Raw genomic sequence first — 12,273 nt, 5'->3', positions numbered from 1 at the left:
CGCAGAATAATAGTTAAGTTAACTAAGAGTGTTATCATTTATTAAGATATAAAGAGAATAAAATGCCAAAGAATAACTTTTAGAGTTAAAAATAAAGGACAGAATATTAAAAATAGAATCTGTCCATTTTAAGTTTTGATTTTAATTAAGAATCTTGGTTGCTTAGCGATTAATATATAGGTTCCGGTAAAGGGTATTCAACACCGTTATAATATAATATATATTCTCTTTTTGTTGATTCAGTGATTTCTTCAACACATTCCCCTTCGCTATTTACTTTAATGATACCCTTTTGCTCTTTATCAGAAACAATCAGATCTTTAAAATTATTGGTGCTACTGTTTCCTAATAATAAAACAGCATCATTGTTATGAAATTCACCTTTACAATTGTACATTTCACCACCAGATGTTTTTAACACTAACTGATTAACAATGCGATTTAATTTTTCATTTTGCTGTACATAGAGGTTAATTTGTTGTTCATAAAAAGGGTAGACACTAGAGCTACCGCGAAAACCAACCCGTACTCCAAAAGCTCGGGATTCATTATTGAGTTGATAACGAGCAGTATCGATTCCAAAACCAACTAATTGAATAGCATCACTCACAAACGCATCGGGTTCCCAATTATGAGCAATTACTTCACCACTTTGTGTATCAATAAGTAATACATCAAGATCATAAAAAATAGAATCATCTGATCCACGAGGAAACGGTAAAACCACAATTGTTTTACTTTCATCAGCAGGCCATATTTTACAAACCGGCATATCACTTTCACGAGAAGAGTGGTATTTTTCAAGTAATTGATCAATCCATTTTTCACAATCAGCACTACTTACCATAGGCAAACAAAGCGTAATCAGTAGTAGTAATTTTTTTATGTTTTTCATTGGGGGGATCCTTAATTTTATATCAACTGATTTTAAGTTATTCCATTAACCTTTATTTTTATCAAGAAGTTTGCGAATGGCTACGTGTACCACAATACTGTATTTTATTTCTATAATATTAAATTGATAAATTTCATCACTAGGTTCAATAAATAGAATATTATCATTTACTATAAAATCACTATAGATTTCTATATTATTTGTAGCTATCTTATTGTGAAAATTGAAAATAAAATCCAGTTAAAAAATATTATCACCCACTTTATTCGCAATATCAATTCGAATTGCTTTACTGTTGTTTTTCATTATTAACTTTGATTAAATTCTCAATTATTAGCATCCATTAGCTTGTTAAGCAACACTTGATGTTCCACTGTCTTATCATCATTTAGTATTGAGATTGTTGAATTATAATTTTTATTTTTTTCTCGGTTAGATTTGCGGGTCTATCGGTGATAATTACCCTATTACTCATAACCAAAATGTTAATTTGACTTAATCCAACAAAACTATGTTATATTATTGTTATTGATTTATTTATAAAAATTACTGTTTATGACTAAACGCAAACAGATAATTCATCATGAACTTATTCGTCTTACTAATACTTTGAGGGATAAATTTACTACCGACTTGACTAAAGTTTTGGGTTTTGATGCCAATACGATTGGACATAATTTAGGTATAGCGCGAAATTCTGTAAGCAAAGAATTAAATCAACTAACTTTGGATGGTTTAGTTTTAAAAATCAAATCTCGCCCCGTCTATTTTTTAGATAAAAAATCCTACGAAGAGTTGATTCAACGCCAATTAACAGTAAACGTTTATGATGAAAGTACCCAATATCAGTTATTACCGAAAGTTGCTGAACCGATAATAGATCCATTTAGCCAATTGATAGGTTATGATCGCAGTTTGAAAACGGCTGTAGAAAAAGGGCGTGCAGCGGTACTTTATCCTGATGGTTTACATGTATTATTAACGGGGGATTCTGGTGTTGGAAAAACTTATTTTGCAGAGTTAATGCATCAACTTAGAGAACAACAAAATAAGCAACCGGTCCCTTTTATCTATTTTAATTGTGCTGAATACTATAACAACCAAGAGTTACTTTCTTCACATCTATTTGGTCATAAACAAGGCGCTTTTACTGGCGCTTCGTACAATAAAGTCGGCCTGATTGAACAAGCTAATGGTGGCTTATTATTATTAGATGAAGTACATCGATTGAGTAATGAAAGTCAGGAAAAATTATTTTTAATAATTGATAAAGGAGAGTTTCATCCTTTAGGTTCAAGTGATAAACCAATAAAAGTTAATATTCGTTTAATTTGCGCTACCACAGAAAATATCCAATCAAGTTTACTGCGTACTTTTTTAAGACGTATTCAAGTTTATATTACGCTCCCTTCAATTGAGCAACGTAGTTTAGAAGAGCGTGCTGAACTTATTTTCCATTTTATATTACTTGAAAGCAGAAAGATAAAACGTTCGATTGCTATTGATAAAATTGCTTTAATTTATCTATTAAGTAAACCATTAAAAGGTAATATCGGACAGTTAAAAAGTGATATTCAGTTTTTATGTGCCCAAGGATGGGCGGCAGATCTTAATCAACTATCCTCAACCTTATTGCTTGATAAGCGTTTTATTGAAGAACCCTGTGCGCCGACTCCAGAAGTGACCACACTAATTAATGCTTTATTCAAAAATGATGCCCAGATTGAGATATCTACCACAGATAAATTGCAGTTGAAAAATACCTTATCATTATTATCCGCCAAAGAAGATAGTGATCTTTTTTATACCTTTATTACTCAAGAATATGTGAATTTACGTAATAGTCATGTATCGCCACAAGAAACACTATCGATCTTAAAAAAGAAACTGCGAAATATTTTTGATTATGGCATCAATCAAAAAAATAGTGGGCATAGTCAATATTTACATAGTGAACAGTTAGAAAAACGAATTAGTAGCCTGACAGAATATATTGAAGAAATTTTGGGATTTGTTTTACAAGATCATCTTAAAAGTTTATTACATAAACACTTTTTAACCTTATTAGCTTATATACAAAAAGGATTAATTCCCAATTTGTATTCATCTAATTTGATTTTAGACCACTGTAAAGATGAGTATGAAAATGCGGTATTAGTTTGTAAGCGTATAGAAGCTATTTTTTATATCCAATGCCCGTCAACGGAAATAGTGTATTGGTGTTTATTTTTAAAAGAATGCCGTTTAAATCGCTTAAAAAAATCAGCGCCTGACAATTATAAAGTTATATTTATTGCTCATGGTGACACTACCGCAACCAGTATGGCTAATTATGTTAATCGAATTTTAGAATATCAACTAATCACACCGATTAATATGCCATTTGAGCAATCAGTGCATGACACATTAGCCATTTTAATTGAAAAAATTAAGCAATACGAATGCCAACAATTGATTTTAATTGTCGATACCGGTTCATTAGTTCATTTTGGCAATGTTATTCACCAATTATTCAATATTAATGTGTTACTTTTGCACAATATTACACTTTCAGCACTATTAGATTTTAGTTTGGATATAACTTATGCAGCCAAAGATTTTGCTGAAATAATTAATTTAATCCAAGATAAAAATATTGATTATAAGTTGTGTGATCAAGTCGATGATGATCACGAACAAGTATTAATGATATCTTGTATTACCGGTATGGGTACTGCGGTTAAAATTAAAAATGTGATTGAAGAAAGCTTTAAAGAATTACTGATTAATACTCGCATATTGATTGTTGATTATAATGATATTCGTAGTCCGGAACGATTACGTAATATATTGAATACACAAGAGCGTGTAGTAGGTATTATTGGTACTTTTCAGCCAGAACTACCCGATATTCCATTTATTTCATTAGAAGAACTTTTCTCCGAGCAGGGTCCGGAATTGGTGATCAGCTTACTAAAACCTCATATGAGTGAGAATGAACGCCGGTTAATTATTGAAAAAAGCACCATGAAATTCATCGGTGCGTTAACATTAGAAAGTATCATTAACCAGATCTCTGTATTAAATCCACAGCGTATCTTGCGGGAAATGGAAGATCTTTATCAGTATATTTGTCAAAAACTTGATCTGCATCCTTCCAAACAAGTGACACTTCGCTTTTTAATTCACTGCTGTTGTATGGTAGAACGTATTGTAATTAGTCGCAAACCATTACAGATGGCAATTGATAATCAGACAATTCATTCTAATTACGCGATATCTGTCATCAAAGAAGCCTTTTTACCTATTGAAAAGAGTTACACTATTCGCCTCTCTGATGCAGAATTTTTATATATCTATGAATTATTATACTCTTAGTTATTGATTATTAAGCAATAAATTATCATCCTTGGTAGCTGACAAATTTGTTGGCACGTTTTTTGCTCCTGTTATTGTAAGTTAATAGTAATAAGGAGCAAAAAGTTGAATAACTCATCATCTCAAATTTTATTACTCACTCATGGCGATTGGGGAAAACAGCTTAAAGAAAGTTTAAGCATGATCCTTGGCAAAATCGAGGGAGTATTTGATATCGCGTTAACCGCTAACGATACATTCAATGAATTTTATGAAAAAGTTAAACAGCAAGTGGTTACCATGCCAAAAGGCTCGCTGATTCTTACTGACTTCATAAGTGGCACCACTTCTAATGTCGCAGCACGTCTAAGTCTTGATTACCCTATTGCGGTTATTTCAGGACTTAATGCTTTGTTGTTGATCGAAGCAATTAATCGAAAAGATGAAGGGCCACTAATGAATATCGTTGACGAGTTAGTCGGAGTTGGCCAAGAAAGCTGCAAAGATGTGCTAGCGGAAATAAAACAAAAATTTCAGGAGAACTAAAACTATGGCAAATATCGTGTTATGTCGAATTGATAGTCGTTTAATTCATGGTCAAGTCGTAACAAAATGGGTTGGTCAGTCTCAAGCCAATCGAATAGCTGTGGTTAGCGATGAATTGGAAAACGATCCATTTATGAAAAATATCTACTTAATGGCAGCTCCTCCGAATGTCAAAGTAGATTGTTTTGGTAATCAAAGCTTTGTTAAATCATGGTTAGAAAATCAACTTGGTGATGGAAATGTACTAGTGTTATTCCCTAATTTAACCACTGTTTGTCAAGCTGTTGAAATGGGATTCAATATTGATCAAATACAAGTTGGTGGCTTAGGTGGTGGACCTAATCGTAAAGCTGTTTTTCAAAATATTACTTTAGATGATGCTGATGTTGAGATACTCAAAAAACTTAAGCAAGCGAGTGTGAATGTTTACTTCCAAACCATCCCAGAAGATAAACCTCAACCAGTCGATGATGTTTTAAAAAAATATTAATGATTTATTTAATTAGGAGAGATGTATGAGTACCTTAATGATTGCAGTCTGCATGGGACTTTATTATTGGTTTGCTCGCTTGCGATTCGGTTATACCCTGTCAGCAATGCTTCTACAACCAATAGTTGTCGCCATTTTTGTTGGATTGTTAACCGGTAATATGCCTGCATCAATGATAATCGGTGCTGGAATGCAATTAGTCTACTTGGGGGTCACTTCCACACCAGGAGGTAATGTGCCATCAGACCCCGCTTTAGCTGCCTGTATTGCAATCCCAATTGCCGTACAATCGGGTATGGATACCAATATGGCAATTGCGCTTGCGATTCCATTTGGCGTTATTGGTGTTTTCGTTGATCAGTTACGACGTACTTTAAATGCTATATGGGTACATATGGCTGATAAACATGCCGAACAAGCAAATATGGGTGGCATTATGCGCTGTGCTTTTGTTTATCCATCTATTCTTGGGTTTGTTATTCGCTTTCCTGTTGTTTTTGCGGCGAATTTCTTTGGTCAGCCAGTAGTAGAAAAATTCTTAAGTTTAATGCCGACATGGTTAACCCACTCCTTTGAAATTATCGGTGGAATTTTACCTGCGTTAGGTTTTGCTATCACCATCATGGTTATCGGTAAGAAGAGTTTATTACCTTATTTTATTGGTGGCTTTTTCGCTGTTCTTTACTTAAAAGTTGATGTAATGGCTATGGCTATATTTGGAACCTGCTTAGCATTTTTAATTAAAGGTTTCGCAAATAAAGAGGATGTATAAGATGAATGGAAATCAAGTTAGTTCTGATACTATGCAAAATGAATTGATTGAAAAAGCTAAACAAAGTAGTCGTTTAACTAAAAATGATATTCGTAAAGCTTGGCTTATCTACTATTTAGGTGCTGAGTTATCAAGTTCTTATGAACGTTTACAAAGTTTAATATTTTGTGCATCGATGACACCAATTATTAAAAAACTCTATCACACCAAAGAAGAGCAAGCAGAAGCATTAAAACGTCATTTGAACTTTTTTAATACTGAAGCAACGTTTGGCTCAATGATTCAAGGCATTGCTATTGCAATGGAAGAGCAAAAAAGTTTGGGTGAGAATATATCTGATAGTTCAATAACCGGCATCAAAACAGGATTAATGGGACCGCTTGCTGGTATTGGTGACTCTATTATTTGGGCTGCTATTATGCCTCTTTTAATTGCACTATTTATCCCTTTTGCCGCTAATGGTAGTGCAATGGGGGGAATTATGCCATTAATTCTATATCCGGCAATTACCTTAATTTTGAGCTATGGTTTGATTAATAAAGGATATACCGTTGGTCGTGATTCCATTATTACGCTATTACAAGATGGTAAAATGAAGCAGTTAATTTATGGCGCCAATGTATTAGGGCTAATTATGATGGGCGCTCTCTCAGCTAATTATGTTAATTTAACAACGCCGTTAGTATTTAGTACCGCAGAAGGCACGAAAGTGGTGGTACAAGAAATAATTGATTCAATTGCACCAGGGTTATTACCTCTGCTTGCCGTATTCTCGATCTATTTCTATCTCATCAAAAAAGGACCTCGTTATACCACAATTCTTATATCTGTTGTGGTAATTAGCGTCGTTAGTTCCCTACTCGGAATATTATAATTTTTCTAGAAAATCAGCACTAAATATTAGCAATTTATTTAGTGCTGAAATTATAGTGATTAATCGGTGAATAAAAATGTCTATCTATGAAAAATATCATCTAAAAAAGGTGCTTAATGCATCTGGTCGAATGACTATTTTAGGTGTTTCGACACCACGAAAAGAAGTTACTCAAGCAGTGACTCTAGGTTTAAATGAATACTTTGAGATGAAAGATTTGATCGATAAAACCGGTCAATATATTGCTAAATTACTCAATGCTGAAAATGCGGTAGTTGTTTCATGTGCGTCAGCCGGAATTGTGCAATCGGTGGCGGCACTGATCGTCAAAGATGATCAAGATCTTCTATATAATCTTCACTCATCAAACAAATATGTACCAAGAGAGATTATTGTACCCAAAGGGCATAATGTTAATTTTGGTGCGCCTATTGGAACAATGGTTTCATTGGGAGGCGGTATTGTTGTTGAAGCTGGCTATGCCAATGAATGTAAGCCAGAACATATAGAAGCAATGATTAATTCTGATACGGCAGCCATTTTATATGTGAAATCACACCACTGTGTTCAAAAAAGTATGTTATCTGTTGCTGAAGCATTAAGTGTGGCGAAAAAGCATGCGCTACCCTTGATTGTCGATGCCGCAGCAGAAGAAGATTTACAAACTTATTATCAACAAGGTGCAGATATCGTTATTTATAGTGGTGCTAAAGCAATCGAAGGTCCGACTAGTGGTTTAGTGGTTGGTCGTCATCAAGCAATCGAATGGGTAAAAAAACAATCTAATGGCATTGGTCGTCCAATGAAAGTTGGTAAAGAAAGTATTTTAGGATTAACCAAAGCTATCGAATTGTATATGAGTGAGCCAATTAATGAGACTGGCCAACAGATGATTGAAAAGATGACACCATTTATTACCAGCTTAAATAAATTAAACGGGGTATCCGCTAAAGTTGTATGGGATGGTGCTGGTCGAGATATAGCGCGTGCTGAAATAAGTTTTGATAAAAATACAATCGGTAAAACGGCTAACGATATAGTAAAACTGATGAAAGAGGGTGATACCGCTATTTACTTTCGCGAGTATAAAGTCAATGAAGGGAAAGTTGATGCTGATGTTCGTAGCGTATCGGCAGCACAATTAGATGTAATTTATCAAAAAATTAAAATGATTATTCAACAATAGTTGTATTAAAGGAATAAAAGTATGACTAACAAATGTATCCCTAATTATTATCAAGATAGAGTGTGTCTAAATGTACTAGCAAATTCCATCGAAAATGCTAAAGAAGTGTATGAGGCAGCACAAACTTATGTTGTAGTTGGTGTTCTCTCTAAAAATTATCCTACTAATCAGCTGGCAATAACTGAAATGAAAAAATATGCAATGGCGATTGATAACGCTATCTCTATAGGTTTAGGTGCCGGTGATCCTAATCAATCTAAGATGGTTTCAGAGATTTCTAGTGTATTGCAACCACAACATATAAATCAGGTTTTTACGGGTGTTGCCACCAGTCGAGCATTACTCGGACAAGATAATACTGTCATTAATGGTTTAGTTTCACCAACAGGTAAAGTTGGATTGGTTAAAATTTCAACCGGGCCATTAAGTTGTAAAGCGCCAGATGGCATAGTTCCAGTTGAAACAGCTATTGAAATGTTAAAAGATATGGGGGGAAGCTCAGTAAAATACTTTTCAATGGATGGTTTAAAATATATTGATGAATTCAAATATGTAGCAAAATGTTGTGCTGAACTTAATTTTGCTCTTGAACCGACTGGCGGAATTGACTTAAACAATTATGCAACCATTTTAAAAATAGCCCTAGATGCTGGGGTTAAAAAAGTGATTCCTCATATTTATAGCTCAATTATTGATAAAAACAGTGGAAAAACAAAGCCTCAAGATGTAAAAACATTAATGGATATGACAAGAGAGTTGTTATAAATACTAAAATTAACTTAACAGTATTGACTGTTAAGTTAAGTCCACTTTAAACCTAAAATTCAATAAAATAACCTCATTTAATAAAAAATTACTCATAGCAAAATCTTTCAATTTTAGTTTTATGGCTATGTTATCCTGATAATAAATCTAATAAATTCAATAAATTAAACTCAAATTAAGCATTAGAAATTAATAACCGAAACTCCATCGTAAACTAATTTGGTGAGAACTTGCTCACAAATAATTGGATACATTATTAAATACATTGAATTAAAAATAAAATTTATATAATTTAATAATGACTAAGTAATTGGGTCAATAATTCTCATATTACTTAGTGTTAGGAGATTAAAAATATTAGATGGAAGCATGTTCTTTTAGGAAAACACCTCATAGATAGGCAATTAATTTTCTCAGAATATATTTTTCTAAATATCTAAATCTATCACCATCAACTAGGAGATAATTTATGTCAGATAAAGATAAACTTGTGACTAATATGACCGAAATAATGAGCAAGTTTGTAGCCCTTGTAGGTAAGAAATTACCTGACGATGTTGAAAATAAACTTCAAGATCTAAGCAAAAAGGAGACAAGTCAATTAGCAAAAGTCATCTATAGCACTATGCAGGAAAATCAAAATCTTGCGATGAAATTGAATCGGCCGTGTTGCCAAGATACGGGCGTTTTACAGTTTTCGGTAAGATGTGGTACGAATTTTCCTCTTATTGGTGAATTAGAAAACATTTTAACTAATGCAGTATTTCAAGCCACAATTACCGCCCCTCTTAGACACAACTGTGTTGAAACATTTGATGAAAAAAACACTGGCAAAAATATAGGTACAAATGCGCCTTATATTTTTTGGGATATTATTCCTGATAGTGATGTCGTTGAAATTGATACTTACATGGCTGGTGGCGGATGTACTTTGCCAGGTAAAGCAATGGTACTCATGCCTGGTGCTGGTTATGAAGGGGTAACTAAATTTGTTTTAGATGTAATGACCAGCTATGGATTAAATGCTTGTCCTCCGCTACTTGTTGGTGTTGGTGTGGCTACTTCAGTAGAAACAGCAGCACTTTTTTCCAAAAAAGCGCTTATGCGCCCAATCGGATCTCGAAATGCCAATGAAAAAGCCGCTAAATTTGAACAGCTGCTTGAAGATGGCATAAATAAAATAGGATTAGGTCCTCAAGGTATGTCTGGTAAATATTCAGTTATGGGAGTCCATGTTGAAAATGGTGCACGTCATCCATCGGCGATTGGTGTGGCAGTAAATGTTGGTTGTTGGTCTCACCGTAGAGGAACAATTGTATTTGATAAAGAGTTGAATTACCAAACGATAAGTCACAAAGGAGTAACACTATGAGCCAAAAGAAAATATTAACCACCCCAATAAAATCTGAGGATTTAGAAGGAATTAAAGCTGGGGATATCGTTTACCTAACTGGCTATATTGTAACTTGTCGTGATGTGGCTCACCGTCGATTAATTGAACAAGGATTAGATTTACCGGTTGATATAAATGGTGGTGCAATTTTTCATGCAGGACCAATAGTTAAAGCATTATCTGATAATGAATTTCAAATGATATCTATTGGACCAACAACTTCCATGAGAATGGAAAAATTTGAAAAAGAATTTATTGAACAAACAGGCGTGAAATTAATAGTTGGTAAAGGTGGAATGGGGCCAAATACTGAAGAGGGTTGTAAAAAATATAAAGCAATTCATGTTGTTTTCCCGGCTGGATGTGCTGTTGTTGCTGCAACACAAGTTGAAAAAATAGTTGATGCTAAATGGCGAGATCTTGGTATGCCTGAAACATTGTGGGTATGTAAAGTAAAAGAATTAGGTCCTTTGATTGTATCAATTGATACCGAAGGGAATAACTTATTTGAAAATAACAAAATCATTTTCAATCAACGCAAGGAAGAAGTTTATCAAGAAATTATTCCGCAAGTCAGGTTTATTAAATAACGGTAACTATCCATAAGTAACATCAAAATTATAAAGGTTAACGTTATGTTGGAAGTTTTAATAAAAGACAAAAAATTTGTCTTTAGTGAGAAGGATGAAATGTAATGAAACAAAATTTAGAGCAAACAGCATTAAGAAAAATCACATTACGAATAGTTCCTTATGTCATGCTAGTCTATTTCATTGGGTTTTTCGATAGAATAAATATTGGTTTTGCTGCTTTAACGATGAATCAGGAGTTGGGATTTTCTGATGCCGTTTTTGGACTTGGCGCTGGACTTTTTTTTCTTGGTTATTTTATTACTGATGTCCCATCTAATATTATTTTGCAAAAGGTGGGACCTCGTATTTGGTTAGCTAGAATATTGCTAAGTTGGGCTGTAATCACAGCATGTATGATTTATGTTGAAACAGTTACTGGTTTTTATATTATTCGTTTTTTATTGGGAGTAGCTGAGGCCGGCTCTTTTTCTGGAATCATATTGTATTTATCCACATGGTTTCCAATAAAGAAACGCGCTCAAATGATAGCGTTCTTTATGGCTGCGGCACCAATTTCAGCCATGATTGGTTCACCTTTAGCCGGAATCATTATGAGTTTACACGGTGCATTTGGATTTAAAGGATGGCAATTAATGTTTTTAATGTGTACGATTGCTGCCGCGGTAATGGGGATATTTACATTATTTTATGTTAATGACAAACCAGAAAAAAATAGCTGGCTAACAGAAGACGAAACTAAATGGTTAGTCGATACTCTTGCAAAAGAGAAACAAGGGGAAAAAGCAGTAATAAAAACCAGTATATGGAAAGGATTAACTGATATTAGGGTATTAACCTTAGCGATTGTTTATTTTGGTACTTCTGCTGGACTTTATTCGATCAATATTTGGTCTCCAATGTTTTTTAAATCTTTTGGCTTATCCACAATTCAAGTCGGTTATATTAATTCCATACCACCGGCATTAGCTGCAATCACGATGATCTTGTGGGCGAAACATTCGGATAAAACAAATGAACGAACCTGGCATGTTATTTGTGCGTGTTTACTTGCCTGCGTTGGTTTCATTATTGCCGGCCTTGCTACAGCGTTAATTATTGCAACCATTGCCTTAGTTATGGCTAATATTGGTATATCATCTTGCAAACCACCATTGTGGAGTATTCCATCTCAATTTTTAAATGGACCAGCTATTGCTGCCGGATTAGCGGCGATAAATGCCATAGGTAATTTAGGCGGATTTGCTGGACCGGCATTAATTGGTTGGTTAAAACAGGCGACTGGTGATTTTTCTTATGCACTTTATTTTGTTGCCGGAATGTTAATGATTTCAGCCTTTTTAACGTTAATTATTGGTATCAATAATAAAAAACGACAAGCTCAATAACAAAATTGTTATATGAATTTAAATAAAAATGCCACTTT

The 12,273-nt window shown here is 33.9% G+C and carries 11 protein-coding genes; 10 read left to right on the top strand and 1 reads right to left on the bottom strand.

All coding sequences use genetic code 11. The annotated features are described in order from the left end of the window. Positions 1-169: 169 nt before the first annotated feature. On the bottom strand, positions 170-895 hold the full coding sequence (locus DKK70_RS15905) for a hypothetical protein (protein WP_110434851.1): 726 nt from the start codon (positions 893-895) through the stop codon (positions 170-172). 555 nt (positions 896-1,450) lie between these two features. On the opposite strand from DKK70_RS15905, the gene DKK70_RS15900 reads away from it, so the two are divergent. The 10 genes from DKK70_RS15900 to DKK70_RS15855 all read left to right on the top strand — a co-directional run bounded on the left by DKK70_RS15900 (position 1,451) and on the right by DKK70_RS15855 (position 12,235). After that, a complete protein-coding gene (locus DKK70_RS15900) occupies positions 1,451-4,252 on the top strand; it encodes a sigma 54-interacting transcriptional regulator (protein ID WP_110434850.1) in 2,802 nt (933 codons plus the stop codon). A 105-nt stretch (positions 4,253-4,357) separates the two neighbouring features. Beyond that, a complete protein-coding gene (locus DKK70_RS15895; RefSeq protein WP_034884330.1) occupies positions 4,358-4,777 on the top strand; it encodes a PTS sugar transporter subunit IIA in 420 nt (139 codons plus the stop codon). A gap of 4 nt (positions 4,778-4,781) precedes the next feature. Beyond that, positions 4,782-5,267, top strand: a complete 486-nt coding sequence (locus tag DKK70_RS15890) for a PTS system mannose/fructose/N-acetylgalactosamine-transporter subunit IIB (RefSeq protein WP_034884328.1) — start codon at positions 4,782-4,784, stop codon at positions 5,265-5,267. A gap of 25 nt (positions 5,268-5,292) precedes the next feature. Next, on the top strand, positions 5,293-6,039 hold the full coding sequence (locus DKK70_RS15885; RefSeq protein ID WP_034884326.1) for a PTS mannose/fructose/sorbose/N-acetylgalactosamine transporter subunit IIC: 747 nt from the start codon (positions 5,293-5,295) through the stop codon (positions 6,037-6,039). A gap of 1 nt (position 6,040) precedes the next feature. Continuing rightward, positions 6,041-6,913: a PTS system mannose/fructose/sorbose family transporter subunit IID gene (locus DKK70_RS15880; protein ID WP_110434849.1), complete on the top strand. Its 873-nt coding sequence runs from the start codon at positions 6,041-6,043 to the stop codon at positions 6,911-6,913. A 76-nt stretch (positions 6,914-6,989) separates the two neighbouring features. After that, positions 6,990-8,099: a DgaE family pyridoxal phosphate-dependent ammonia lyase gene (locus DKK70_RS15875; protein ID WP_110434848.1), complete on the top strand. Its 1,110-nt coding sequence runs from the start codon at positions 6,990-6,992 to the stop codon at positions 8,097-8,099. A 21-nt stretch (positions 8,100-8,120) separates the two neighbouring features. Then, the gene (gene dagF / locus DKK70_RS15870; protein ID WP_110424564.1) at positions 8,121-8,864 is read left to right on the top strand and encodes a 2-dehydro-3-deoxy-phosphogluconate aldolase; all 744 of its coding nucleotides are present in this window, start codon (positions 8,121-8,123) and stop codon (positions 8,862-8,864) included. A 469-nt stretch (positions 8,865-9,333) separates the two neighbouring features. Beyond that, complete coding sequence (gene ttdA / locus DKK70_RS15865; protein WP_086326586.1) at positions 9,334-10,236, top strand: L(+)-tartrate dehydratase subunit alpha; 903 nt, start codon at positions 9,334-9,336, stop codon at positions 10,234-10,236. Beyond that, positions 10,233-10,847: a L(+)-tartrate dehydratase subunit beta gene (gene ttdB, locus DKK70_RS15860; protein ID WP_034884698.1), complete on the top strand. Its 615-nt coding sequence runs from the start codon at positions 10,233-10,235 to the stop codon at positions 10,845-10,847. Before ttdA ends, ttdB begins: the two co-directional genes overlap by 4 nt. A 104-nt stretch (positions 10,848-10,951) precedes the next feature. Then, positions 10,952-12,235, top strand: a complete 1,284-nt coding sequence (locus tag DKK70_RS15855) for an MFS transporter (RefSeq protein ID WP_110434847.1) — start codon at positions 10,952-10,954, stop codon at positions 12,233-12,235. The last annotated feature ends 38 nt before the right edge of the window (positions 12,236-12,273 follow it).

Source organism: Gilliamella apicola (assembly GCF_003202655.1).
Taxonomy (GTDB): Bacteria; Pseudomonadota; Gammaproteobacteria; order Enterobacterales; family Orbaceae; genus Gilliamella; species Gilliamella apicola_R.
This window is presented reverse-complemented; position numbering and strand designations above follow the sequence as displayed.

Coding starts and splice junctions, on each gene's coding strand:
- DKK70_RS15905 (WP_110434851.1), bottom strand. CDS start 895: ATGAAAAACATAAAAAAATTACTACTACTGATTACGCTTTGTTTGCCT.
- DKK70_RS15900 (WP_110434850.1), top strand. CDS start 1,451: ATGACTAAACGCAAACAGATAATTCATCATGAACTTATTCGTCTTACT.
- DKK70_RS15890 (WP_034884328.1), top strand. CDS start 4,782: ATGGCAAATATCGTGTTATGTCGAATTGATAGTCGTTTAATTCATGGT.
- DKK70_RS15885 (WP_034884326.1), top strand. CDS start 5,293: ATGAGTACCTTAATGATTGCAGTCTGCATGGGACTTTATTATTGGTTT.
- DKK70_RS15880 (WP_110434849.1), top strand. CDS start 6,041: ATGAATGGAAATCAAGTTAGTTCTGATACTATGCAAAATGAATTGATT.
- DKK70_RS15875 (WP_110434848.1), top strand. CDS start 6,990: ATGTCTATCTATGAAAAATATCATCTAAAAAAGGTGCTTAATGCATCT.
- dagF (WP_110424564.1), top strand. CDS start 8,121: ATGACTAACAAATGTATCCCTAATTATTATCAAGATAGAGTGTGTCTA.
- ttdA (WP_086326586.1), top strand. CDS start 9,334: ATGTCAGATAAAGATAAACTTGTGACTAATATGACCGAAATAATGAGC.
- ttdB (WP_034884698.1), top strand. CDS start 10,233: ATGAGCCAAAAGAAAATATTAACCACCCCAATAAAATCTGAGGATTTA.
- DKK70_RS15855 (WP_110434847.1), top strand. CDS start 10,952: ATGAAACAAAATTTAGAGCAAACAGCATTAAGAAAAATCACATTACGA.